The organism is Clostridium sp. AM34-11AC, assembly GCF_003435375.1.
Lineage (GTDB): Bacteria > Bacillota > Clostridia > Lachnospirales > Lachnospiraceae > Pilosibacter > Pilosibacter fragilis.
The window spans coordinates 619,902-643,470 of the sequence record NZ_QWGL01000001.1 but is presented as its reverse complement, the minus strand read 5'-3'; the positions used below and the strand labels follow the sequence as shown (position 1 = coordinate 643,470).

At 50.3% G+C, this 23,569-nt stretch carries 23 protein-coding genes and 1 tRNA gene; 7 read left to right on the top strand and 17 right to left on the bottom strand.

Annotated features, from left to right (window positions below):
• Positions 1-60 precede the first annotated feature (60 nt).
• Entirely contained in the window at positions 61-261 is a 201-nt protein-coding gene (locus tag DW826_RS02940) for a hypothetical protein (protein ID WP_117483827.1), read from the bottom strand.
• A 264-nt stretch (positions 262-525) separates the two neighbouring features.
• Positions 526-1,515, bottom strand: coding sequence for a guanosine polyphosphate pyrophosphohydrolase (locus DW826_RS02935; protein ID WP_117551972.1), 990 nt, complete (start codon positions 1,513-1,515; stop codon positions 526-528).
• Positions 1,516-1,665: 150 nt separating this feature from the next.
• Between DW826_RS02935 and DW826_RS02930 the strand changes: the two genes are divergently transcribed.
• Positions 1,666-2,028 carry a hypothetical protein gene (locus tag DW826_RS02930; protein WP_242994026.1) on the top strand — a complete coding sequence of 121 codons (363 nt, stop codon included), beginning with the start codon at positions 1,666-1,668 and terminating at the stop codon, positions 2,026-2,028.
• A 157-nt stretch (positions 2,029-2,185) separates the two neighbouring features.
• On the opposite strand, the gene DW826_RS02925 is transcribed toward DW826_RS02930, so the two are convergent.
• Together DW826_RS02925 and DW826_RS02920 are read right to left on the bottom strand one after the other, a co-directional pair.
• The gene (locus tag DW826_RS02925; protein ID WP_117471007.1) at positions 2,186-2,833 is read right to left on the bottom strand and encodes a TrkA family potassium uptake protein; all 648 of its coding nucleotides are present in this window, start codon (positions 2,831-2,833) and stop codon (positions 2,186-2,188) included.
• Positions 2,834-2,859: 26 nt separating this feature from the next.
• A complete protein-coding gene (locus DW826_RS02920) occupies positions 2,860-4,197 on the bottom strand; it encodes a potassium transporter TrkG (RefSeq protein WP_117471006.1) in 1,338 nt (445 codons plus the stop codon).
• A gap of 427 nt (positions 4,198-4,624) precedes the next feature.
• Between DW826_RS02920 and hcp the strand changes: the two genes are divergently transcribed.
• Positions 4,625-6,262 (top strand): hydroxylamine reductase, encoded by a 1,638-nt coding sequence (gene hcp, locus DW826_RS02915; RefSeq protein WP_021904012.1) that lies wholly within the window; start codon positions 4,625-4,627, stop codon positions 6,260-6,262.
• A gap of 126 nt (positions 6,263-6,388) precedes the next feature.
• On the opposite strand, the gene DW826_RS02910 is transcribed toward hcp, so the two are convergent.
• Positions 6,389-6,793, bottom strand: a complete 405-nt coding sequence (locus DW826_RS02910) for a VOC family protein (RefSeq protein WP_133304030.1) — start codon at positions 6,791-6,793, stop codon at positions 6,389-6,391.
• 253 nt (positions 6,794-7,046) lie between these two features.
• Between DW826_RS02910 and DW826_RS02905 the strand changes: the two genes are divergently transcribed.
• Entirely contained in the window at positions 7,047-8,021 is a 975-nt protein-coding gene (locus DW826_RS02905) for a 3'-5' exonuclease (RefSeq protein WP_117503610.1), read from the top strand.
• A 135-nt stretch (positions 8,022-8,156) separates the two neighbouring features.
• Here the strand turns inward: DW826_RS02905 and DW826_RS02900 are convergent, their stop codons facing one another.
• The 11 genes from DW826_RS02900 to DW826_RS02850 form a co-directional block, all read right to left on the bottom strand.
• Positions 8,157-9,701, bottom strand: a complete 1,545-nt coding sequence (locus DW826_RS02900; RefSeq protein ID WP_117551971.1) for a D-alanyl-D-alanine carboxypeptidase family protein — start codon at positions 9,699-9,701, stop codon at positions 8,157-8,159.
• A gap of 202 nt (positions 9,702-9,903) precedes the next feature.
• Complete coding sequence (locus tag DW826_RS02895) at positions 9,904-10,623, bottom strand: TIGR01906 family membrane protein (protein WP_117551970.1); 720 nt, start codon at positions 10,621-10,623, stop codon at positions 9,904-9,906.
• The gene (locus tag DW826_RS02890) at positions 10,620-11,240 is read right to left on the bottom strand and encodes a V-type ATP synthase subunit D (protein WP_117471000.1); all 621 of its coding nucleotides are present in this window, start codon (positions 11,238-11,240) and stop codon (positions 10,620-10,622) included. Before DW826_RS02890 ends, DW826_RS02895 begins: the two co-directional genes overlap by 4 nt.
• A 12-nt stretch (positions 11,241-11,252) precedes the next feature.
• On the bottom strand, positions 11,253-12,650 hold the full coding sequence (locus tag DW826_RS02885; protein ID WP_015552849.1) for a V-type ATP synthase subunit B: 1,398 nt from the start codon (positions 12,648-12,650) through the stop codon (positions 11,253-11,255).
• Positions 12,651-12,664: 14 nt separating this feature from the next.
• The gene (locus tag DW826_RS02880; RefSeq protein WP_117551969.1) at positions 12,665-14,431 is read right to left on the bottom strand and encodes a V-type ATP synthase subunit A; all 1,767 of its coding nucleotides are present in this window, start codon (positions 14,429-14,431) and stop codon (positions 12,665-12,667) included.
• 87 nt (positions 14,432-14,518) lie between these two features.
• Complete coding sequence (locus tag DW826_RS02875) at positions 14,519-15,100, bottom strand: V-type ATP synthase subunit E (protein WP_347472270.1); 582 nt, start codon at positions 15,098-15,100, stop codon at positions 14,519-14,521.
• 73 nt (positions 15,101-15,173) lie between these two features.
• On the bottom strand, positions 15,174-15,482 hold the full coding sequence (locus DW826_RS02870) for a V-type ATP synthase subunit F (RefSeq protein ID WP_117470998.1): 309 nt from the start codon (positions 15,480-15,482) through the stop codon (positions 15,174-15,176).
• 45 nt (positions 15,483-15,527) lie between these two features.
• Entirely contained in the window at positions 15,528-15,959 is a 432-nt protein-coding gene (locus DW826_RS02865) for an ATP synthase subunit C (RefSeq protein WP_015552854.1), read from the bottom strand.
• Positions 15,960-16,139: 180 nt separating this feature from the next.
• Positions 16,140-18,068 (bottom strand): V-type ATPase 116kDa subunit family protein, encoded by a 1,929-nt coding sequence (locus DW826_RS02860; protein ID WP_117551968.1) that lies wholly within the window; start codon positions 18,066-18,068, stop codon positions 16,140-16,142.
• A gap of 17 nt (positions 18,069-18,085) precedes the next feature.
• On the bottom strand, positions 18,086-19,141 hold the full coding sequence (locus DW826_RS02855; RefSeq protein ID WP_117551967.1) for a V-type ATPase subunit: 1,056 nt from the start codon (positions 19,139-19,141) through the stop codon (positions 18,086-18,088).
• A gap of 3 nt (positions 19,142-19,144) precedes the next feature.
• Positions 19,145-19,456, bottom strand: coding sequence for a hypothetical protein (locus DW826_RS02850; protein ID WP_117551966.1), 312 nt, complete (start codon positions 19,454-19,456; stop codon positions 19,145-19,147).
• Between the two features lie 274 nt (positions 19,457-19,730).
• Here DW826_RS02850 and DW826_RS02845 point away from each other — a divergent pair, with 274 nt between their 5' ends.
• Positions 19,731-20,645, top strand: coding sequence for a LysR family transcriptional regulator (locus DW826_RS02845; RefSeq protein ID WP_117551965.1), 915 nt, complete (start codon positions 19,731-19,733; stop codon positions 20,643-20,645).
• Positions 20,646-20,761: 116 nt separating this feature from the next.
• Here DW826_RS02845 and DW826_RS02840 read toward each other — a convergent pair whose 3' ends face one another.
• Positions 20,762-21,571, bottom strand: coding sequence for an SH3 domain-containing protein (locus DW826_RS02840; RefSeq protein ID WP_015552858.1), 810 nt, complete (start codon positions 21,569-21,571; stop codon positions 20,762-20,764).
• Positions 21,572-21,904: 333 nt separating this feature from the next.
• Here DW826_RS02840 and trmB point away from each other — a divergent pair, with 333 nt between their 5' ends.
• From trmB to DW826_RS02825, 3 genes are all read left to right on the top strand, one after another.
• Complete coding sequence (gene trmB, locus DW826_RS02835; RefSeq protein WP_117470993.1) at positions 21,905-22,549, top strand: tRNA (guanosine(46)-N7)-methyltransferase TrmB; 645 nt, start codon at positions 21,905-21,907, stop codon at positions 22,547-22,549.
• Positions 22,550-22,830: 281 nt separating this feature from the next.
• Positions 22,831-23,148: a thioredoxin gene (trxA, locus tag DW826_RS02830; RefSeq protein ID WP_117551964.1), complete on the top strand. Its 318-nt coding sequence runs from the start codon at positions 22,831-22,833 to the stop codon at positions 23,146-23,148.
• Positions 23,149-23,340: 192 nt separating this feature from the next.
• Positions 23,341-23,413, top strand: a tRNA-Lys gene (locus tag DW826_RS02825).
• The last annotated feature ends 156 nt before the right edge of the window (positions 23,414-23,569 follow it).

Below are 23,569 nucleotides of genomic sequence, written 5' to 3'. Positions count from 1 at the left end.
TCACTTGGCACCCTTTGATCGGTGGGAGTCATGTGACCTTTGTCTTATTCACGGAATTTTCTACGATAAACTTGATTGAGTAATGTGGTGAGAAAATTCCTTTTCGATATCTTTTTGGTAGACGGGATGAAGCGCGGATTCCACCAGAATAAAGTTTAAGATCTTCCCCTGTGCATTCTCAATCCTGAGCTTCGCGTGTACTGCCTGCGAGCGGGAGCGGAGACGGCTGGAGAGATGGTTGATGATTTTTCCGATATCCATGTAAGAAATCCCTTCCTGTAGATGGATTTTAGCTTTAAGATCCATTGGATCATGTAGCAGAAGCAGTTCCTCTGCGAAAAAAGCAAATCCAAATATTACTTCGGAACCTAAATATATGGCAGAACCGGAGAAATATCAATGATAGTTCAGAAAGTGAAATAACGTGAGGATAGAAATAAAAAGATCCTGCCCCATAGTAAGACAGGATCTTCGGCGATACTCCTGCAGGAGTACAAAATTGTTTATATGATCAGTGATTGAGGGTTAATCCACCAGCTCATTCTGATGTCTCGACAAATGCTCATAGGGCAGGATCAGGCGTCCGCGGTAGAGACCGCAGCCATCGTTTACGAGGCCATTATTGATGGCGGAGAACATGTTTACGTCGAGATCGGCGAGGTTTAAGGTGACGAGGCGGCGGCAGCGCTCGTAGGCTTCGTCAAAATAGACGCACTCACCCTTGGGGATCTCATCGCGGCGGGCGCGCTCGCCCTCCTGGCGCTTCTCGTAGCTTAAGTGGTTGGCGACACCGATTTCGGCGATATCGTCCATGTGCTTTGTGCGGAGCTGGACTTCCATGTAACTGCGGGAGCTGTTGTCGTAGAAGGTGATGTGGAGTGACTGGTAGTCCTCAGAAGTATTTCCACAGATATAGTCGCGGTAGTAAGGCTTCACATCATCGTTTAATAACGGCGAGGTGCTTTTCTTCACACCGTAGGCCGGTTCCGCGGTAAATCCCCGCTCTTCGAGAAAGCCCGGAAGTTCGTTGGCGATCTGGTAGAGGTATCGGAGGTCAGCTTCTTCCTGAGATTCGTCAGCTTTCAGATAGCATTTCGGCAGGGAAGTCACGATCCGGTACGCGATCAGGTCCCGAAAACAGCTGAGGCGCTGCTTGAGCTCGGAAATCGACGGGTAGGCCTTATTTTCTATATAGTAATCGTAGATATATTCAACAATGTAGCCGTTGAACTTTGCCTCCGCGCGGATCAGGGATTTGATGCGCCCTTTGAAGTTAAAGGCCAAAAGTGGATATTCCTTCGCCATATGGATATAAAATTCCCGGATCTTCTGGGACTGGGCAGTAAGGAAATCATTGTGCTCGAGCAGCTCCCGGATCTGGAGCAGAAAGTTCGCGTGCATCAGGTCGATCTCATTGCCGGTACACTTTGCCTCTTTCTTCAGATCCTGGCTGTAGTTTTTCAAAATTTTGAACATGGTATCGCCGGAATAAAGATAATCATTTAATGTAACCATGGATGTCACTCCTCTGTCGTAGATAATTACATTTTACCAGAATTACCGTCATTGGCAAGAAAAATTGCTTGCCTTAAAAGTTAGTCTATGCTAACATATCACAGATAACTGTACGGCAGCGCATGTCAGAGAGGTCTTCCTGCGATCCTCATGGAGCGCGGAGGCGGCGGAAAATTTACGGACAGCGAAGTTCAGGCATATAAGCGGGATGTGAAGAATATTATGATCCGCATGGGACTTCTTTCCGGTGAAGAGGTTCATACAGTGCAGCAGAAAAATGTGACCAGAGCAGAGTATCTGGAGGCAGAGACAGATGGATTGTGGTATCCGGTATTTTCCGCAGGAGATACGTTCGCGGGAGGTGCGGTTCTGGGAACGGTGAGAGATATCTGGGGAAACCTTTTACGGGAGTATCGGGCAGACTATCCGGGAATCGTTCTGTACCAGACGGTAGGTCTTGGCGTGAAGACAGGGGATCCGCTGATCGCTTATGGGGAATATGTGGATAGATAAATAACAGATGTGAAATAAAAATGTCAATAAAAAGCCATTTTATGGGAAAGTCCTGGAATTCAGGAGATATCCATAAAATGGCTTTTTATGCTGCCATGCATACAAAAGAAGCTGCCGGCGGCAGGTTTCGCAGGCGCGCACTGGAGCAAACAGGATATTAAATCTTAAAGCATTTCTGCAGATCGCGATACTGTCCGAGAACCAGAATCGTATCGCCTTCTTCAAAGCTGGTTTCCGGCTTGACGGAGAAATCCAGGGTGCCGTTTCGACGGACGGCAATGATGTTGATGCCGTATTTTTTCCGGATATCGATCTCACCTACGCTCATGCCAACCCATCGTTCCGGAAGATCAACCTCATAGATATCGTAGTCGCCTTCCAGATTGACGAAATCAAGAATGTGGTCGGAGCTGAAGCGGATCGCTGTCCATTTCGCAAGCTGCTGTTCCGGGTAGACGACCTGATCGGCACCGTTCCGCAGAAGAAATTTCTGGTGAACGTCACTGGAAGCGCGGGAGACAACGAGCTTTGCTCCGAGCTCCTTTAAGAGAGAGGTCGTTTCAAGGGAACTCTGGAAATTATCGCCGATCGCGACGATGCAGGCATCAAAATTGCGGATTCCCAGAGAGGAAAGGAAGGACTCATTTGTACTGTCACCGATCTGTGCTTCCGTCACATAGGGAAGGACTGCGTTGACACGTTCTTCCGTACTGTCAATGGCCATGACCTGATGTCCGAGGTTGTGAAGATGCATGGCAACATGTTTTCCAAAACGGCCGAGACCGATCAAAAGAATTGATTTCATAATTTTCTCCTTAAATATATTATCTATTATCCGACGGAAATTTTTTCCTGCGGGAATTTTCCGCACCGGATCCTGTAACCGGACATGGTCGCGTAGATGATCGTGAGCCCGCCAACACGGCCGATGAACATAAATGTGATCAGGATCAGCTTCGATGGAACGGAAAGTGTCGGGGTGATCCCGAAGCTCAAGCCTACCGTAGCAAGCGCAGAAATCGCCTCAAACAGACACGGTATAAGAGGCAGGCTTTCCAGAATGCTGAGCGTCATGGCACACAGGATACCGAGGCTTGTATACATGAAAAGGATCGCGATCGCTGTGGCGACAATATCGGGGATAATGCGCCGTTTAAACATTTCCGGGCTGTCCTTTCTGGCAAAGACAGCAGTCGCACAGGAGATCAGAACGGCCAGAGTGGTCGTCTTGATTCCGCCGGCGGTGGATCCCGGGCTTCCTCCGACCAGCATGAGAAGAATCATAAGAAACTGGCCGGATTCCCGCATGGAGGAAAGATCCGCTGTATTAAAACCGGCAGTTCGCGTTGTCACCGACTGGAATAAGGATACAAGGATCCGTTTTCCGGCCGGGATATCCTGAAATTCCAGAAAAAAGAAGAGGATAGCCGGGATAAAGATCAGTGCCAGCGAGTAGGAGAGGATGACCTTACTCTGCATCCGGTATCGGGAAATATGGTGCCGGTTTCTGTAAATATCATCCCAGGTCAGGAAACCGATTCCGCCGATCACGATAAGCAGGATGATCACGAGATTGATCAGCGGGTCATATGCGTAGGATGTCAGGGAGGAATATGCTCCCCGGACACCAAGCAGATCGATTCCGGCATTGCAGAATGCGGATACGGAGTGGAATAAAGACATCCAGAGTCCCCGGAAAAGACCAAAATCGCGGCAGAATACAGGTGCCATCAGGAGAGCGCCGATCAGTTCGATACCGAGAGTGACTCTTACAATAAAACCGGTCAGGCGGACAACTCCTCTGAGCTGAGGGGCAGCGACCGATTCTGCCATGATACTCCGCTGGGAAAGACCGATCTTCTTTCCGGAGAGGATCGTAAAGGAAGCGGAGATCGTCACAACGCCGAGACCGCCGGTCTGGATCAGAAGCAGAATTACGGCATGTCCAAAGGAAGACCAGTAGGTTCCGGTGTCACAGACCACAAGACCGGTCACGCAGACGGAGGTGACGGAGGTAAACAGGGCGTTTACAAATGGAGTCCAGCTTCCGTCCGCGGAGGATACCGGCAGCATCAGGATGCCGGCGCCGAGCAAGATCACGAAGGCAAAGCCTAAAACAATGATCTGAAATGAATTTAACCGCCTGAAAGCGGAAAGAATACGAAACATAATCTGAATCCTTTCATAAAGCATTTGTTCCATTATAAACGTTTATGGATGTAAAGAAAAGCGAAATTTATGGATTTTAAAGTCCTGAAAATTCCTGATTCGCACAGGAAATTATAAAGAGCGGCTGGATCCGTTCTGGTCTGCGAAAAGTGTGAGAGGTGGACGTGTGGAAATTATTTCCAGGTGGTCTGTTTAAAAATGTTGTAATTACAACATACGAAAGCTGATTTCGCGGATATAATGTGTACATGGTTCGGCGGTGCCGGACAGGGAAACATGATGACTTATCGGTTATGGCTGCCGCAGGGACGGCAGGCGTGTCAGGATAATTTGAGATCGGCAAAACTGCGAAGACAGTGTTGGCTGCTTGTATGGGCTGCCTGGAGTCACGCGGGAAGAGTCGGGGAAATATATGGAGGTATATGAAATGGATCAAAAAATGTTCTGTTATCAGTGTGAGCAGACCGCAGGCTGCGCGGGATGTACCGGGAGCACGGGTGTCTGCGGAAAGACGGCGGAGACAGCAAGGCTGCAGGACCAGCTTGTAGGTGCGATGATCGGGCTTGCGAGAGCGGCAGAAGGCGTGGAATGTCCGGGAGATCGAGTGTACCGCACGGTGATCGAGGGGCTTTTTACGACACTTACGAATGTAAGCTTTGATGATGACGCGATCCGGGCGCAGATTGAGAAGACGCACAGGGAGAAGGAGCGGCTGCTCGCAGCGCCGGTGAAGAAAAGTGCAGGACCGCGCGAAAAGGCAGCGGGAGAGTCAGGTGCGGCAGCAAGTGTGCAAGATACGGATGATTATAATCTCGGTCTGTTGTGGGACATGGACCCTGATATCCGCTCCCTGAAATCCCTGATCCTGTTCGGATTAAAGGGTATGGCGGCGTACGCGTACCATGCGCTGATGCTGGGGGCATCTGATGAGACGGTAAACCAGTTCTTCTTAACGGGGCTCCGGGAGATCGCAAAAGACGGTACCGTCGAAAGCCTGCTCCCGACGGTCCTGAAGGTCGGCGAGGTGAACCTCACCTGCATGGCGATGCTGGACGCAGCAAACACGGGAACTTACGGGACTCCGATCCCGGTCAGCGTACCGCTTGTAGTAGAAAGAGGACCGTTTATCGTTGTGACGGGACATGACCTCAAGGACCTGGAGCTTCTCTTAAAGCAGACAGAGGGAAAAGGCGTTAACATCTACACCCACGGCGAGATGTTGCCGGCCCACGCTTACCCGGAGCTCAGAAAGTATCCGCAGTTAAAGGGCAATTTCGGAACTGCATGGCAGAATCAGCAGAAGGAATTTGCGGATATCCCGGCTCCGATCCTCTTTACCACAAACTGTCTGATGCCGCCGAAGAAATCCTACGCGGACCGCGTGTTCACGACGGAGGTCGTAGCATATCCGGGAATGGTTCATATCGATGATGAGAAAGACTTTACCCCGGTGATCGAGAAGGCGCTGGAACTCGGCGGATATCAGGAAGACCGCCAGTTTACGGGAATCAACGGCGGAACTCAGGTCATGACAGGATTCGGACATGGAACGATCCTTTCCATGGCTGATCAGGTCATCGACGCGGTAAAATCCGGCGCGATCAGACATTTCTTCCTCGTTGCGGGCTGCGATGGCGCGAAGCCGGGAAGAAACTACTATACGGATTTTGTAAAGCAGACTCCGGCGGACAGCATTGTCCTGACGTTAGCATGCGGAAAGTTCCGCTTTAACGATCTGGACCTTGGAAATATCGGCGGTCTCCCGCGGATCATGGACATGGGCCAGTGCAACGATGCCTACGGTGCCATCAAGGTGGCTATGGCGCTGGCGGAGGCGTTTGGGTGCGAGGTGAACGAGCTTCCGCTGTCCTTCGTGCTCTCCTGGTATGAGCAGAAAGCAGTGTGTATTCTCCTGACACTCCTGCATCTTGGGATCAGGAATATCCGCCTCGGCCCGTCCTTACCGGCGTTCCTCTCCCCGAATATCCTGAATTTCCTTGTGGAGAACTACGGAATCGGTCCGGTGACGACACCGGAGGAGGATTTGAAGGCGTTATTGGGATAAGATAAAAAGCCCCCGGATAGGGAATGTGCCAGCGGTCAGTTGACCAGCTGCGGTAGTTCCTTATCCGGGGACTTTACTTATGTACTTAAATTACAGTGATCCGCATGATCTGCGGTCAACCGAATTTTACAGATGCTGTAAAAGCTCCAGCTGTTCTCCGTTCGGTCCGATAAAAAACGCGTTGCGGATGCCGCCGAAGATCGGGAGGTCAGCTGCCTTGTCGACACCGCCCCGGAAGTTTGTGATCCCGGCTGCCTTTAAGTCTGCGATGGCCGCGTCGATGTCATTGACTTCGATTGCGATGTGCGGGAAGAGACCGCCCTGGGCGGTCACATCAGTGCCGTCATGTGGCTCGATGATCTCGAGGTCAAAGCCCGGCATGCTGACGATCTTGATGTGGTTAGTTCCAAGCGGCTTCTGGACATCAGCCTGTCCAGTGACCTTTCCACCGAGACATTCGTAGAATTTTATGGATGTTTCAAGATCCTTTGTGAAAAGCGCGATATGCGCAAGTCCTGTGATGTGTTTCATGATAAGAATCCTTTCCGCGTTCCAGCGCAGCAAATCTCCAGATAAAAGCACCAGATCAGAAGCAGATGGTCTTACCTGAGTGATCCTACAGAGGCGGAAACGCTGTTGCTGTAGTTTTTCTATCTCAAACTATGCTTATTATAGGATTATTTGAAACAGAGTGCAAGAAAAAAGTAAGCGACTGATCCCTGCCCGTGTACAGCAACAATTTTCTCAGTGACGGGCAGAAAAAACTGTGCTATACTCTTGTATTATGAAAAATTTTATTGTATTTGATTTGGAATGGAACCAGAACCCGGGCGGTAAAGAAGCGTCTGTGGAGCGGCTTCCTTTTGAGATCTTTGAGATCGGAGCAGTAAAACTGAATGAAGAGCGTGAGAAGGTCGCGGAGTTTCACCGGATCATCCGTCCCTGCGTGTACCGCCAGATGCACCGGATCATCTCTGAGGTGACCCATGTTTCCATCGAAGAGTTAGAGCGGGATGGAGAGCCGTTTGCGGCGGTAATGGAGGATTTCCTTAAATGGTGCGGAGAGGACTGCATATTCTGCACCTGGGGAAGTATGGACCTTACGGAACTGCAGAGGAACATGGTCTATCATGGGATGACGATCCCGTTCCCGAAACCGTTCCTTTTTTATGATGTCCAGAAACTGTACAGCCTGTGTTATCAGGACGGAAAGGCGAGAATTTCGTTGGATGAGGCGGTGGAGTCCTTTGCACTTGACGTGGACGCGCCGTTCCATAGGGCGCTTGGCGACGCAGAGTATACGGGACGTGTGATGCGGGCCATGGATTTTGAGTCTGTGAAGGACTATGTGTCCGTGGACTACTATATGCCGCCGGAGAGCGAGGATGAGGAGTTCACGCTGCGTTTCCCGGAGTACACGAAGTTTGTGTCCCGGATGTTTGAGACAAAGGAAGAGGCGATGGAGGAGAAGCGGGTGACAGATGTTGTCTGCACGAAGTGCCGCCGGATGTTGAGGAAAAAGATCCGCTGGTTTTCCTCGGGGCAGCGCTATTACCTCTGCCTTGCGACATGCCCGGAACACGGTATGATGAAAGGAAAAATCCGGATGAAAAAGTCGGAGGACGGCAGAGTTTTTGCCGTAAAGACGGTAAAACCGGTGGATGAGGAAGGTGCAGAAGCTGTTTTCCTGAAAAAAGAGGAGGCCCGGATCCGCCGTGCGGAGAAAAGCAGGCAGAAGAAACTCCATGGAGTGGAATAGAGGCGGCAGCCCGGAAGATACGGCAGCAATTGAGCACTTTGCTCCTGAAAAAACGGATGTGAAAAGATAGAAAAAGAGCAGAGGTATTGCTTCAAAAAGCATACATCTGCTCTTTTAGTTTACATAAAATAAAACTTATCGTCTCCGAAAACGATCTCTGAGCCGCTCCCGGAATCCCGGCTGCTTAATCCCAGACTTGGATCTTAAGTGCTTTTCCATGATCATATCAAATTCTGTGGAAGAATATCCCCATTCCTTTAAACGTTTTTCGCGCCGCTGATGACGGAGAAAACGCTCGTTCTGGGTCTTGTTTTCCTGATAGATCATGATTCCGAAGACGGCGCCGCCAATGGCTCCGATGACAGCGGCAGCGATCAGGACTTTCTTAACAATGCCGAAAGCAGGAGAGGAGGTCCAGGATGTCTTATTGCTGCCCGTTTTTTTAGAGGAAGGTTCGGTTTCCTTGTCAGGTGCCTTAGAAGGAACGGTTTCAGCCACAGTCTCAATCTCCGCGGTATCCGTGCTCTGATTCACTGCTCCGGGCACATATCCCTGTGTCACAGTCGCCTCCAGATAAGCCTGTCCCACAAGCTTATCCCCATAGCGGTAATCGATCCGTGCAATCGCCCCATCCGGTGCATCGTCAGTCAGGTCGTAGTCCAGTGTGGAAGTCACATCGGAGAAGCTCCCATCCGCAGGTAAAGTCACCGCGCTGTTTTTATTTACCGTGAGTCTTGTAGCACTCCCGGAAAAGATCCCGGAGATCGTCAGATCATCAGCCACCTTGCTGTAAGTGCTGTCCTGATCCGCAACCGGAACGGACTTGAAATTTTTAAATCCATAGTCAAACAGTGCTTTTGTGTCGGAATAATGGGTCTGGTGACCATTGAGAACGACAGCTATGAGCTTCATTCCATCGCGCTCCGCGCATGTCACCAATGTATTTCCCGCGAGCAGGGTGTAACCGGTCTTTCCGCCGATGGCACCGTCGTAATAAAGGGAATCATTCCGCCGCAGCATTCTGTGGTGGGCGTAGTAGCGCCAGCCATCCGGGTACTGCTTTAATTTCCCCGCAGGAACGTCATAGTATGTTGTGGAATCAACCTCTACAAATGTCGGATTATTAAATGCCGCCTTCGCGATCAGAGCCATGTCATAAGCGGATACATAGTGATTCGGATTATTCAGACCGCTCGGGTTTGCGAAATGGGAGTCCGTACATCCAAGCTCCGCCGCCTTCTCATTCATCTTCTCCGCAAAAGCATCAATACTGCCTGCGCAGTGTTCGGCCAGAGCGTTTGCAACCTCATTCGCGGACTGTAAAAGCAGGGCATAAAGACAGTCCCGGACACTTAACGTATCTCCGGCGCGGGCCCCCAGAATGGAGGAGTTCGGCTCAAGAGAGTTCACCGCTGTATTGGAGAACGTCACGGTCTCATCAAGCCCACAGTTTTCAATCACGATCAGTGCCGTCAGGATCTTTGTGATACTTGCCGGATAATACGGTTCATGGCTGTTCTTCTCAAACAAAACCGCTCCCGAATTGATGTCCATTAGGATCCCGCCGTCCGCCGAGATCGAGATCTCCGACGGCCACTCAGCCGCCGCATATGCCGTCTGTCCCGGACAAAAGCCGAGGATCAGCGTCAGACAGAGAAAAATACTTAAAATTCGTTTCATGGAACTCCTTGAAAAAATTGCCGCCATGTTTACCCGACGTGGCGGCTGTTTTGATGTCTCAAATCCCATCGGCACAGCCGATCAGGAATGGATTTTTGCCTGTAATTGTGAAGGATTGAATGATCACAGTACTCGTACTATGGATTATAGCAGTTTGAAGACAGGGCTGCAACCGATAAATGATATAAAAAAACCGGCAGATCTATCTGCCGGCTCTTTTATATAATACCAGATTTCCAACAAAAAATACCATAACGATCCCTGCAAACACCATCGCGATCCGGGCGGCGGTATCGAAGAAGAAACCTTCCGGAACGATGTTGATGAGCATGTCCGTGCGTGGATCGAGGACCCACAGATCATTGTTGAAAAAGATTTTGTGGAAAACAATGAAATATTTTGAGAAGTCTGTGGATATAATGCCGATCAGGGCCAGTGCTACAGCAAAGACCGCGCCGGTGCCGATACAGAGGGATTTCGGGATCAGGCGCTTTAACGCCTCTGTCCGCTCCGCACTCTTACGTCCCCGGAAATAAGCCAGGGCCGCGAAGCATAGGGTGATCAGGATCCCGATCCGGCGGAGCCACAGGCCGCCGATGAAGAGTCCCTGCACGTCCTCCATGTGGGCAATCTCCCGGTCATTAAAAAATTCCCGGTATTCCCCGCCCATGGTGGTGTATACGTGAAGATCCTCGCGCTTTCCGCGAAGGAACGCCATCATCTGGTCGGTGACGTCAAGAAGATCGTCCATGGTCATCTCAGGGAGATCGTTTAAAACCTGGTATTTCGTGTATTCCTTCTCATAATATCCCGGCGTCCAGTAGGTGACTGCCTCAACGGACGTGATAAGGAACGCGATGATCAGCCAGAACGCGGTGAAGATCCCGGCGGCGTAGGTAATGGTCTTTGCTGTTTTTGTCATTTCGTGGTACTCCGTTTGATTACTTTTAGTCTTGTGAACTCTTCGCGGTCCTTTTCCTCCAGGGCGTTGGTGATGTCCTTCACAAGTGCCTGGTATGACGGGATCGTGATGTTTTTCAATGCATTGGCCCGCTTCTGGGTCTTCTTAATGCTCTCGGCAAGACGGTAGGCGGATGTCTCCACGGTTGCGAGGTCTGCGGTCAGTTCCTTCACGCGCTCGAAGGCGATTCGTGCCTCGTCCAGCGAATCGCTGGTGCTGTAAAACGAATAAGGCGGTTTTTCATCTTTTGACGGTGTATACTCGACAAGCGGGATCTCCGTTCCCATGATGCTGCGCGCCTTGATCCGGATATCATCCGTGACGGGAAGTGAACCTGCGATCTCCTCCACATAGTGGATTCCCATCTCGATATTGGCCTTCTGGAGTGCCTTGTAGGCGGCGGTAAAAGTGGAATCGATCTCGGACTGGATCGCTTTTGCCTGATCGATCAGGCCCATAAGTTCCCGCAGCAAGATGTTCCTCTTTTTATCCATCAGTCCGTACCCCTGAGTCGCAAGGGCGAGGGAGTTTTTCGCAAGGATCAGATTTCCCTTGGTGGGGAATGTGTTCGGATTCATGAGATCCCCTCCTTATGAAGCGTCTGAAGCGGCGTCTGCAGGTTTATAATACTTGTCTAAGATCTTCGTGTCAATACGGTCGAGCTCTTCTCTCGGAAGAAGTCCTAAAAGCTCCCAGCCGATGTTTAAGGTGTCGATGATGGTACGGTTGTCATGGATATCCTGTCCGATGAACCGTTTTTCAAATTCCCGGCCGAATTCCAGATATTTTTTATCGATCGGGGAGAGCTCATCTTCACCGATAACAGATGCGAGGGCTCTCGCGTCGCCCACCTTTGCGTAGCAGGAAAACAGCTGGTTTGCCACATCCTGATGATCTTCACGGGTAAATCCCTCACCGATGCCGTCCTTCATAAGACGGGACAGGGACGGAAGCACGCTGATCGGCGGGTAGATGGACTGACCGTTTAAGCTGCGGTCCAGAACGATCTGACCTTCTGTGATGTAACCGGTAAGGTCCGGGATCGGGTGGGTGATATCATCGTTTGGCATAGTCAGGATCGGGATCTGTGTGACAGATCCGTTGACTCCGGCGACGATTCCGGCGCGCTCATAGAGAGATGCCAGATCACTGTATAAGTATCCCGGATATCCCTTACGGGACGGGATCTCGCCCTTTGAGGAGGAGACCTCACGCAGCGCCTCAGCGTAGGAGGTCATATCCGTCAGGATGACCAGGATATGCATGCCCTTTTCAAATGCGAGGTATTCGGCAACTGTGAGGGCAACCTTCGGTGTGATCAGACGCTCGACGACCGGGTCATTTGCAAGATTGATGAACATGGCAACATGGTCCAGAACGCCGCTCTCGCGGAAGGTCCGTTCAAAGTATTCGGCAACATCGTACTTGACGCCCATAGCTGCGAATACGACGGCGAATTTTTCATCGGAATTGTCTCCCAGAGAGGACTGCATGACGATCTGCGCTGCCAGCTGGTCGTGGGGAAGTCCGTTTCCGGAGAAGATCGGGAGCTTCTGTCCGCGGATCAGGGTCATCAAACCGTCAATGGCGGAGATACCGGTACGGATGTAGTTACGCGGATATTCACGGGCCACCGGGTTTAACGGCTTTCCGTTTACATCCAGTTTTTTATCAGCTAAGATCGGTCCCAGACCGTCGATAGGATTTCCAAGACCGTCAAAGGTACGGCCTAACATATCGGCGGAGACACCGATCTCCATTGGATGTCCGGTGAGACGGGTATGAGTGTTTTTCAATGCCATGTTTCCGGTGCTCTCAAACACCTGGATCACGGCTTTATCCTCGTACGCCTCGATAATGCGTCCGAGCTTCTTTTCTTTTCCGTCGACGGTCATTTCCACGATTTCATCATAAGATGCCCCGGAAACGCCTTCGAGGACGGCAAGAGGGCCATTTAAGGAACTAAGGCCAAGATATTCGACTGCCATTGTGATCTGCCTCCTTATGCGTTGCGCTCGATGACGGAATTGTAGAAGTCATCGATCTGCTTCTTATAGTCGTCAAACATGTCGAGACGGTCATTCGGGACGTCATATTTGATGGCAATGATCTTCTCAAAGATCTTTTCTTCTTTGAGGACGGATACCGGCATGCCCATGGCAACGAGGGCACGGGATTTTTTATAGAGATAAAGGATGATCTCCATCATCTTGAACTGCTTTTTCAGCGGAACGCAGGTATCTTCTTTGTGGAACGCGTTCTGTTGAAGGAAACCGAGACGGATGACCTTGGCGATCTCGAGGACGAGCTTCTGGTCATCAGGGAGAACATCGGATCCGATCAGTTTTACGATCTCCATCAGGCTGCTTTCCTGATTCAGGATCGTGACGAGCTGGTTACGGTAATTGACAAAATTTTTATCCACATGCTCAGAGTACCAGGAAGAAAGATCCGTGAGGTATTCTGAGTAACTGGTCAGCCACTGGATCGCCGGGAAGTGTCTCGCGTAGGCGAGATTCTTATCAAGTCCCCAGAAGCAGCGGACGAAACGCTTGGTATTCTGTGTGACCGGCTCGGAGAAATCGCCGCCCTGCGGGGATACGGCTCCGATGATGGATACGGAACCTTCCGTTCCGTTTAAGTTCTGGACCATTCCGGCACGCTCATAGAACTGGGACAGGCGGGATGCCAGATAAGCCGGGAAACCTTCCTCGGCCGGCATTTCCTCCAGACGGCCGGAGAGCTCGCGGAGCGCCTCAGCCCAACGGGAGGTGGAGTCCGCCATGATCGCTACGTTGTAGCCCATGTCGCGGTAGTATTCTGCCAGTGTCAGTCCGGAGTAAAGACTCGCCTCACGGGCGGCAACCGGCATGTTGGAGGTATTGGCGATCAGAGTAGTCCGCTCCATCAGTGGATTTCCGCTCTTCGGGTCGATCAGCTCGCTGAATTCCTCCAGAACCTGTGTCATCTCGTTGCCACGCTCGCCGCAGCCGATGTAGATGATGATATCGGCATCGGACCACTTGGCGATCTGGTGCTGGGTCATGGTCTTTCCGGTACCGAATCCGCCCGGGATCGCTGCTGTGCCGCCCTTTGCGAGCGGGAACAGGGTGTCAAGGATACGCTGTCCTGTGATCAGCGGTTTGGATGCCGGATAACGCTTTACGGTCGGACGCGGGATACGGATCGGCCACTTCTGTGTCATGGTGATGGCTTTTTCTGTTCCTTCCTTTGTCATAAGCGTGATCAGTGTATCATTGATCGTATATTCACCGTCGGAGACAACGGAGAGGACATCGCCCTCCAGATCCGGTGGGATCATGACTTTATGGGTGATGGCTCTCGTCTCAGGAACCTCCGCGATGATGGTGCCGCCGTAGACATGATCACCGCGCTTTACAGTCATGTGGGTCTGCCATTTCTTTTCTGTATCAAGGGATGTTACATGAACACCGCGGTCAATATAATAGCCGCTGGATTTCTTGATAGCGGCTAACGGACGTTCGATTCCATCAAAAATATTTGTGATAATGCCGGGGGCAAGTGTGACGGAGACAGGAGCTCCTGTTCCTGTGACCGGCTCTCCGGGCTTCAGACCTGTGGTCTCCTCATAGACCTCGATCGTTGTACGTTCGGAGGTCAGTCCGATGACCTCGCCGACGAGGTTTGCCTCTCCGACGTAGACCATCTCATTCATCTGAAAACCGGAATCACCGGCAATATAGACAATCGGGCCGTTGATCCCGTAAATTGTGCCTTTTGCAGCCATGTTGATTTCCTCCAAAAATGTTATAAAAAGTAACTGTCCGGCAGGTCTGCGCGTGTACCGCGCTGACCACGGGAACGTATTGCACAGTTACAGTGAGAACTGGAAGTCCTGTTCAGCTTCTTTGAGCTTCGTCTCAAAGGAGTTATCGATCAGGATATTTTTCGAGGCGATGACGGCCCGCGTGCCGCCGAGAAACGGGTACTGGCTGACGCGGATGTCACAGTCGGTCCTTAAGGATAAAAGATTCTGCTTTTCCTTGTCGGACGGGTCGATATAGATGTGGATCTCACTGGATCCTGCAAATGCTTTTTCTTTTTTGATCTGCGCCTCTAAGAGTGCATCATATTTCGGGGTCTCCATGAACCGCGCCAGTCTGTCGCGAAGCTCGGAGAAGACTTTCCCGCGGAGTTCCTCATCTTTTCTGCTATAGGAACGGCGGATCTCGATCTGGCCTAAGGACAGGTTTTTGTTGGTCTCCCGTGCGATCCGCTCTTTTTCGGCAGCGATCTGCAATGCTGCCTGCTTTCTGGCGTTTTCTTTATGCTCATTCAGGATCTTTTCCTCATAAGCGGTATAATCAGAGACTGCCTGCTCGTATTTCTTTAATGCGTCGCCTGTGCAGATGTCTTCAAAATGCTGTAATTTTTCTTCGGTTGTCAAAGCAGCCACCTCCTTGATTCCAATATCGATCTGCAGCGGTTCCGGATCGCTGTCGCCTGCGGACGGAACCGCTGTGTGCATACTATAACTTTAGTCCGATCGCGTCATTTACATATGCCGTGATGAAATCGGGCCGCCGTCCTGTTCCGTGGCGGTCCGGGATTTCGATGAGAAGCGGCTTTTTATGTTCTGTGCGTACCGTCTTAACCAGCTCCGGATACTTCTTTCCGAGAGCTTCGGTGAGCAGGATGATCCCGATATTTTTGTCTTTTAACACTTCGTTCAACGCCTTTTCCAGCGTTCCTTTTTCATTTGCGATCACACCGTCCACGCCCGCCAGCCGCATGCCGGTCAGCGTGTCGGTATTATCGCTGATCAAATACATTCTCATAGCCGGTCTCCATTCCTGGTAATAGTTCAGCCATGTTGTCAGGCATTAAAGTTTACCGATGATCATGAAGGAGATGATAAGTCCGTACAGGCAGACACCTTCGGCAAGACCTACGAAGATAAGAGATTTACCAAGAATGGAGGAATCCTCACTGATAGCGCCAAGTGCTGCGGATGCTGCCGCGGAAACGGCAACGCCGCCGCCGATACAGGAAAGTCCGGTGGAAAGAGCAGCTGCGATGTAGCCCATACCGGTGGAGATGCCGCCGGCTGCAGCTGTGGACTCGGCTGCGAATGCAGTGCCGCCAAAGAGTACGCAGACGGCGAAGAGCATGGTTCCGAAGAACATTACGGTGTTGGCTGCGAGGGCTGTTTTATAGCGTCCTTTTGTCTTTTCACCTGCGGCGAAAGCTCCGAAGGGGACAGCAATGCTGAAGATAAGTGCAACGGTTAAAAGAAGTTTTACTGCGATTGTCATGACGATGACCTCCTAAAATCTGTATTTTACCATTTATTGTAACGATTCAGTGCCTTCATAGTTACACGCAAAAATCCATTCCGGATCAGCTTCGCTGATGGGATTTTTGCCTTCCAGCCTATGTTTTATTACGGTCAGCGCAGCAAGTGCGCAGACCTACTGAACAGTTACCATTTATTCTTATTTCTCGTAGAACGGTTTAAATTCCCGGCCGCTTCCTTTATAGAACCGGCTGAACAGCTCGTAGTACTCGAGACGGAGTACCTGGATCCCGACGATCAGGCCCTCCATGCCGCACACGAACAGGTTTCCGAGAACAATGACCGGTATGGACGGTGCTCCGGTTTCTGCGCCTGCGAGCATTAAAACAACCTGCATCATGGCTGCATGGCTGACGGCGAATGCACCCACACGGACGAAGGAAAGCGTGTTGGAGAAGTAGCTTAAGAGTACTTCAAACAGCTCGAAAAATCCCTGTGTGATGAACATTCCCACGCCACCGGAGATCTTCTCAGATTTCTTTTCCAGAACTGCTGTGAGCGGTTCCTTAAAGAACATCACGAGAAGCGGCAGGACGAACATGATGATCAGGACCGCTGCCGCCGGAAGTGTATGTCCGCTCATGAACATCACGATGGTGGCTGCAAGACTGAAATAAAAGACGAAGCCTGCGAGACCGTTTGTATCGAACCAAGTCTTTTCGGTGTCATGGTTCTTAAAGCTCGTGATCATGTTTAAGATCATCGTAAAGAGGATGACTCCCATGCCGAGAGCAATGGCAACGACGAACACGGTGTTCAGACGACCCACAAACGGAAGATCCGTCATGGCTTCGGTCGGCTTTAACCACAGCGCCGGAATCACATCTTCAAATCCGAAGACGCTTCCGAAGAGGCATCCGAAGATCGTCGAGAAGAATCCGCAGCAGGAGATGATGGCTGCCAGATCGATCTTTTTGAACTTATAGAGCAGGAAACCGCCGATCAGAAGGACAAGTCCCTGTCCGGCATCTCCGAACATGAAGCCGAAGAAGATGGAGTAGGTGATGGCGATCAGAAGCGTCGGATCAAACTCGTCGTAGGACGGAAGTCCGTACATCTTTACGAACATCTCAAACGGCCGCAGCAGCGGAATGTTTTTTAACTTGGTGGGCGGAATGCTGGTCACGTGCTCTTTGCTGTCCTCTAAGACGAAGAAGGTGTCTGCGTCTTTTGCGAGATCCCTGTGGAGAGCTTCCGCGTCCTCTTTTGTCATCCAGCCGCAGAGAATGTAGAACGGATGATCCTTATCATGGGTGCATGCCGCATACTTTCTCACATTGAAGTTTGCTTCATAGGATTTCAGCACCTGGCTGGCATCCTGGAGACTGGTCTGTCTCGTCAGCAGGTACCCGGAATCTTTTGCGTCCAGGGCCTGTTCCTTTGCTTTCAGATTTGCAAGCTCGTTTTCCAGACGTTCGACCTCGGTCTTCGGGGTTCCGGCGTACTCATCCGGGAGATAGATCCTCTCGAACTGCAGGGACGAGAAGACGGTGTCGATCCGGTCGGAGGTGATATCCGGTGTGAAGTAGAGCAAAGAAATATAGTGGTCTGATTCGTGGCATTTGAACAGGATCGTCTCATCCGAGCGGTCGGCGAATGCCTGAAGCTGCGGGAAGCTTTCCTTTCTGATACGTCCGAACCGGTATTTGATGTGCTTCAGCTTCAGAATTGCCGGAATATCGAAGTCCAGTTCCACGTAGAGGCGTACCTGCTCCAACAGGGAAGAGACTTCTTTTTCTTTTGCCTTTAAGGACTCCCGCTCCTCATCGGAGGCGGCGAGCTCCGTATCCATGTCATTTACAAGTGTGATGGCGTTCTCCACGGGCATTGTTCCGGTGGAAATCTCCTGCTGTTTTGCGCCGGGACAGGAAGCGAGAAGTTTCTGCGCTTTCTGAAGCGGTTCCCGGTATGGATTGGTTCCGGGATATGGTTCTAATTTTGATGCGGATCTTAATTCGGTCAGCGCGTTTTCCAGCTGGATCTCATAGTGGGAGAGATACTGGTTGACCATTCGGTCCAGATCGTTCTTTGGCCCGGAGATGCTGACGAATTTCATTTTTTCGATCACAAAGCATACCCCCTTTTCTAACTTTCTGCCAGGCAGGTGAGAATTTCTGAACTGCCAAGGCTGTAACGGATCCCCTCAACGGTGGTGATGATTTTTCTGATCTCTTCTTCCTTAAAATAGAAGTAGCTGTTTAACGCAGCCGCGGAATATGGATCATTCCGTCCGGATTTGCTGTACACAGCATCCAGAAGCGCCCGGAACAGGGAATGCAGTTCCGGATTCTCCTGCTGTTCGCCGGATGCCCGAAAGATCCGGTTTCCGTAGCGGGTCCCCTTTAGGATCCGGTCAAATTCCTCTATAGACGGTGCTTCGGCAAGCTCTCTTGCCTGAGACTTTTTTAAACGGTGCCATACGGGGATCAGAAGCTCCATAATGGCATCGGCAGATAATTTGTAGTGGCGTTTCGCTCTTGCGAGCCATTCAATATTTAAAAGATCGATCTTTTCACCGGCACAGTCGGCGATGGCCTCCCGGTCGTCTTTTGAAAGCTGGTCTTTTAAAGTTTTCCAGAAACGGATGAAGTACAGGATGTCCAGAGCAGATTCGAACTCAGACAGGGAAGTGATGCCCTGATCCCTTAAGTCCTTTAACGGGCCATAATAAGGGGTGTTCTGAATGCTGTCCAGATATTCGTCCAGATCTTTTGAATCAGTCAGGGCGGTGAAATCCAGGTGGGAGTGCTTTCGGAAGAAGGGCTCAAAGCTCTTAAAGTTCAGATCTGAGCGTTTTCCGGAAACCGCGTCCCTCAGACACCGTTTCATGACATCGATCTCGAAATGGAGAAAGTAGAGATCCAGAAATTTTCTCTGGGTTCCGTTTGCGAATCGGAACAGCCTTGAGAAATCACCATAGAGGGAGTGCCACAAAAGCTCTTCGATCTTACTTCTGTGGAGTTCCTCATTTTCGACACCGGAAAAAACGTCCCTGTAGGCGGGAGAACTTTTCAGGTATTCGACGGCAGCCGGTACATTCTCCATTCCCGCGAGGACCGAGAACTCATCATCCGTGAGGAAATGCCCGCGCATCGCGGCAAGCTTGGCAGCGATCGCACTGTAAGTGATGAGACTTCCCATAGATCACACCTCGGTCATAGAACGGAAGAGGGAGTCCACATACCAGGAATGCTTTTCTTCGTAATGCTGTTCCAGGCGGGCGATCTGGTCACCGGCGGCGGTTTTCTGCCTGTCAAGCTCCGCGGCGGCTTCTGCCTCCATTTTCTGGCGCATGGACTGGATCTCCAGTTCGGTTTCATGATTCAGCTCCTCGTCAAACTGTTTCGTCTTTGCCTCATATTCTGCTGCAAGATTTTTTTTCTTGTCGGCAGCGCCGTCTAAGATCGCGACAGTCTTTTCTTCGATCTGGGAGAGCTGATTGATGATATTGTTCATTGATTTGTCTCCTTTCTGAGAAGGATTTTCCCTCATCCGGGGGGATGGGGCCAGATACCCGGGAATTTTATGCGGTAAAATTCAAGTCAGGTTTTCCTGGGTGTCTGACCCCGATAACATCATAATATAGCTTGAAAATCAGGAATTTCAAATATATAATAATTATGCTGTTATAACATGAATGTTATAATAATCGGAAAATGCTATAAATGAACAAAAAATTAGCACAAAATTAACATGATCGTTAAGGCGCGAAAGAAAAAGGGGGAATGATATGGAAATCCAGCAGTTTCGGTATTTTTTGGCGGCAGCGCGGTATGAAAATCTGACAAAAGCGGCAGAAGATCTGCATATCGCCCAGCCGGCATTGTCCCAGTCCATCAAGCGTCTGGAGACGGAGCTCGGCGTAAGCCTTTTTGACCGGAAAAATCACCGGATCGAGCTCAACGAACAGGGGGAACTCCTGAAAAAACGCCTGATCCCGATTCTGGAATCCATCGATAATCTAAAGGATGAGCTCTGGGAGTCGGTTTATTCATCGGAGCGCACGATCTATTTAAATTTCCTGTCCGCGTCGAACCTCATTACGAACAGTATTATTTCCTATCGGGCCCTGAAACCGGATGTCCAGTTTCAGGTATCCCAGCTTGAGATGACGGAGAGCTGTGATATCCATATCGAATCAAGGATCGCTATATCTGTGACGCCTCCGCATCCGCAGGAACTTCCGGATGGCGTGGTAAGACGGGAATATCTGAGGGAGGAGATTTTTCTGGCAGTACCGCCGGATTCAAAGTTTGCGAAACATAAGACCGTCGATCTGCGGGAAGTGAAGGAAGAAAATTTCATCCGTCTCGGAAACGGCTGGCAGCTCCGCGGGATCTGCGATGATTTCTGCCGGAGAGCGGGGATCCGCCCTCAGGCGGTGTTTGAGAGCAACAGTCCGGAGTCGGTGCGCAACCTGATCGCGGCAGGGCTTGGAATCGGCTTCTGGCCGGAAAAAGCCTGGGGTGGAAAGCCGGGGCATGGTGTTGTCCTGATCCCGATCCGTTACCCGAACTGCAGGCGTGACCTGGTGGTCACGGTGTTTGAGCAGGCAGGAAATAAGCCGGTGGTGGATGAGTTTGTGAATTATTTCTGTAAGTATTTTGAGAAAGACCCGTCGGGGATGGGAGATGTGACGGTGTAAGAATGTAGTATAAATGAAAAAAGAACTCTGAAGTCAGCAATAGGGCGGGATCCATCGGAATCCCGCCCTAAATATTGGCTTTAGAGCTTTTTTGAATTTGATATTCCAATAAGTTATTACTCCGCTGTTAGAAATTCCTTCGCGACATAGGCTTCCTGTCCGTTGTACTTGATGACGGCCCAGGTATCGTCGTGGTCGCGGAGATATTCAACGGATGCGCCCGGGTCCAGTTTTCCGATGCGGTCCGCGTCGGTGGACGGTTCTTTGCGGACGTTCAAGGTCGTTGTTGTCTTGTAGGAGGAGCCGGAAGCTGTGCTCTCCGGTTCAGTCTCCGGGGCTGTGGTCTCTGCTGTTTCCGTTGTGATCACTGGTGCGGAGGTCTCCTCTGTAGCCGGTTTCTTCGGCGTGAGGACACGGATCAGGACGATCAGGATGATCACGAGGACGATCGGAACCACAAATTTTAAAAGATCAGCTGGCTGCATGCCGCTTCCGGACTGCCGGGAACCGGCGCTGCGGTTTCTGGACTGCTGGGGACGGCTACCGGCCGGGCGTCTTCCGCGGGGGGCTTTCCCGTTGTCTGCAAAGGAGTAGATCTCCTGGGACAGCACGTGGTAGGCCTGGTTTGCATTGTAGGCACCGTTATCGCCGTTTTTTGCGGCTTTTGTGCCGATGTCGTAGATCTGTAAGTAGTGCTCGGCGGTGGATTTTGAGATCCAGCCGTTGTTGTAGAGCTCGTGGATCATAGAGTCCATGGAGCCTTCCATGATCCCCGCCTGTTCACATTGGAGCTTAACCATGTATTCCACGGTCTGTTTTGCTTTGATCATGGACTGGTTGTATTGTTTTTGTCCCATGAGACGCTCGGTCTCCTGAACATTCTGACGGATCTTATCCCATCCGTTAGGAATGTCGTTTCTTGCCATATAAATCCCTCCGTTTTATGTATTTTAACGGCGCGTGAAGGTGAAAATCCGGTGCCGGTGAAGGTGCCGGATACTCACAGATGCCGTTTTCTTCTATGTAATGCTGTGCGCCTGATGAAACGATCACAGACACGAAAAGAGCGATTTTGTCAGCCATTATCTTTATTATACTGGAACAGTGGGAAAATTGCACGAAAAATTTTTGGACAATTTAAGAATTTTCTGTTTCCAAAAGATATATTGAAAGAAAAATTCTGCGCGTCACTGTTACCTTGCAAAATAAGGCTTTCAATGATAAAATGAGACACAAGCAATATCAGGAGGAAATACATTATGAGATTACGCCATATCAAAGGCGCGGAAGAAGAGATTGCTGAGAGCCCATATGTGGTCCAGGATCCGCAGTCACTGAAGGGAAGGTGGCATGAATTTTTTGGAAACGATAATCCGATCCGCATTGAGGTCGGAATGGGAAAAGGAAAATTCATCATGGAGCTTGCCCAGATGAACCCGGATATCAATTACGTGGGAATCGAGCGTTACTCCAGCGTTCTGCTTCGCGGACTTCAGAAGCGCGCGGAGCTGGAGCTTTCTAATATTTATTTTATGAGGATCGATGCCTTAGAGCTTACGGAGGTGTTCGCGGATAATGAGGTGGAGCGGATCTACTTAAATTTCTCGGATCCGTGGCCGAAGGACCGCCATGCGAAGCGCCGCCTGACATCAGACCGTTTCCTTGCCGTGTATGATAAGATTTTACAGCCGGACGGAATTATCGAGTTTAAGACCGACAATCAGGACCTGTTCCGCTATTCTTTAGAATCCATTCCGGAGGCAGGCTGGCAGGTGACATCCCATACATTTGATCTTCACCACAGCGATATGGCCGAGGGAAATGTTATGACAGAGTACGAGACGAAGTTCTCCGCGGAGGGCAAGCCGATCTGTAAGCTGACCGCCCGCCGTGATAAGTCATAAATATCTGCATATAATAGACATGAAATGACGGAAAGGCCGTGTGCCGGATGAGTATGTGGGCATGTGTAAAGCGGTGGCTCTCACAGGCAACCTGCGACAAGATGGAATTGAATCGGAAAATTATCCGGATCAGGAAATGCTTTGACGAGGCAAATGATGTTGTCTGTGGCAGAAAGAAAAAATAAGCGTGGCAGAGAGGCTTTCTGTGACCGCCGGAGCGATAAGCGAATGCGGCGGAAAAGCTTTGAATGCAACAGGATATTATGGAAGGAGAAAATAATATGGAAGCAGTATTTACAAGCGCAAATTTTGATGCAGATGTTCTGGGCTCAGAGATCCCGGTAGTTGTGGATTTCTTTGCGACATGGTGCGGCCCGTGCCGTATGATGGCTCCGGTGATCGAAGAACTCGCAGAGGAGTATGACGGAAAAGTAAAGATCGGCAAACTCGACGTAGACGAGAACAGCGATATTGCTGCCCGCTACGGAGTTATGTCCATCCCGACGATCATTCTTTTTAAGAACGGAGAAGTTTTTTCCAAGAGCGTTGGACTTCAGGATAAAGAAGTTCTGGAAAATGCGATCAAAGAGATGTTGTAAGAAACAAGGACGAAAAAGCCGGCAAACCCGCATGTTTGCTGGCTTTTTAATAGCTCTATTTGTAGCTGTTTTTTGAAAAACAAAAAAAATAAAAAAATTTCAAAAAAAGTGTTGACTTTTTTACTGGTTTATCCTATAATACAAAACGTGCCACGGATGAGGCAAACAAAGCAAAGAAAAACAACAAACCAAGCACCTTTAGCTCAGCTGGTAGAGCAGTAGACTCTTAATCTATTTGTCCAGGGTTCGAATCCCTGAAGGTGCACGAAAAGAGGTTCCGATTTTGCAGACTGAGAGCTGCGGGGTTGGGACTTTTTTGTTGCCTAAAAATCTATTTCTGCGATACATATCAAAAACTATTCGAAAAATTCAAAAACACATCAAAAGAAAGTTCCATAGTACAGGTGTTATGTTATAATGA

Excerpts from the sequence above, each read along its gene's own strand:
- DW826_RS02940 (WP_117483827.1), bottom strand. The coding sequence starts at position 261 with ATGGATATCGGAAAAATCATCAACCATCTCTCCAGCCGTCTCCGCTCC.
- DW826_RS02935 (WP_117551972.1), bottom strand. The coding sequence starts at position 1,515 with ATGGTTACATTAAATGATTATCTTTATTCCGGCGATACCATGTTCAAA.
- DW826_RS02930 (WP_242994026.1), top strand. The coding sequence starts at position 1,666 with ATGGAGCGCGGAGGCGGCGGAAAATTTACGGACAGCGAAGTTCAGGCA.
- DW826_RS02925 (WP_117471007.1), bottom strand. The coding sequence starts at position 2,833 with ATGAAATCAATTCTTTTGATCGGTCTCGGCCGTTTTGGAAAACATGTT.
- DW826_RS02920 (WP_117471006.1), bottom strand. The coding sequence starts at position 4,197 with ATGTTTCGTATTCTTTCCGCTTTCAGGCGGTTAAATTCATTTCAGATC.
- hcp (WP_021904012.1), top strand. The coding sequence starts at position 4,625 with ATGGATCAAAAAATGTTCTGTTATCAGTGTGAGCAGACCGCAGGCTGC.
- DW826_RS02910 (WP_133304030.1), bottom strand. The coding sequence starts at position 6,793 with ATGAAACACATCACAGGACTTGCGCATATCGCGCTTTTCACAAAGGAT.
- DW826_RS02905 (WP_117503610.1), top strand. The coding sequence starts at position 7,047 with ATGAAAAATTTTATTGTATTTGATTTGGAATGGAACCAGAACCCGGGC.
- DW826_RS02900 (WP_117551971.1), bottom strand. The coding sequence starts at position 9,701 with ATGAAACGAATTTTAAGTATTTTTCTCTGTCTGACGCTGATCCTCGGC.
- DW826_RS02895 (WP_117551970.1), bottom strand. The coding sequence starts at position 10,623 with ATGACAAAAACAGCAAAGACCATTACCTACGCCGCCGGGATCTTCACC.
- DW826_RS02890 (WP_117471000.1), bottom strand. The coding sequence starts at position 11,240 with ATGAATCCGAACACATTCCCCACCAAGGGAAATCTGATCCTTGCGAAA.
- DW826_RS02885 (WP_015552849.1), bottom strand. The coding sequence starts at position 12,650 with ATGGCAGTCGAATATCTTGGCCTTAGTTCCTTAAATGGCCCTCTTGCC.
- DW826_RS02880 (WP_117551969.1), bottom strand. The coding sequence starts at position 14,431 with ATGGCTGCAAAAGGCACAATTTACGGGATCAACGGCCCGATTGTCTAT.
- DW826_RS02870 (WP_117470998.1), bottom strand. The coding sequence starts at position 15,482 with ATGAGAATGTATTTGATCAGCGATAATACCGACACGCTGACCGGCATG.
- DW826_RS02865 (WP_015552854.1), bottom strand. The coding sequence starts at position 15,959 with ATGACAATCGCAGTAAAACTTCTTTTAACCGTTGCACTTATCTTCAGC.
- DW826_RS02855 (WP_117551967.1), bottom strand. The coding sequence starts at position 19,141 with ATGGGAAGTCTCATCACTTACAGTGCGATCGCTGCCAAGCTTGCCGCG.
- DW826_RS02850 (WP_117551966.1), bottom strand. The coding sequence starts at position 19,456 with ATGAACAATATCATCAATCAGCTCTCCCAGATCGAAGAAAAGACTGTC.
- DW826_RS02845 (WP_117551965.1), top strand. The coding sequence starts at position 19,731 with ATGGAAATCCAGCAGTTTCGGTATTTTTTGGCGGCAGCGCGGTATGAA.
- DW826_RS02840 (WP_015552858.1), bottom strand. The coding sequence starts at position 21,571 with ATGGCAAGAAACGACATTCCTAACGGATGGGATAAGATCCGTCAGAAT.
- trmB (WP_117470993.1), top strand. The coding sequence starts at position 21,905 with ATGAGATTACGCCATATCAAAGGCGCGGAAGAAGAGATTGCTGAGAGC.
- trxA (WP_117551964.1), top strand. The coding sequence starts at position 22,831 with ATGGAAGCAGTATTTACAAGCGCAAATTTTGATGCAGATGTTCTGGGC.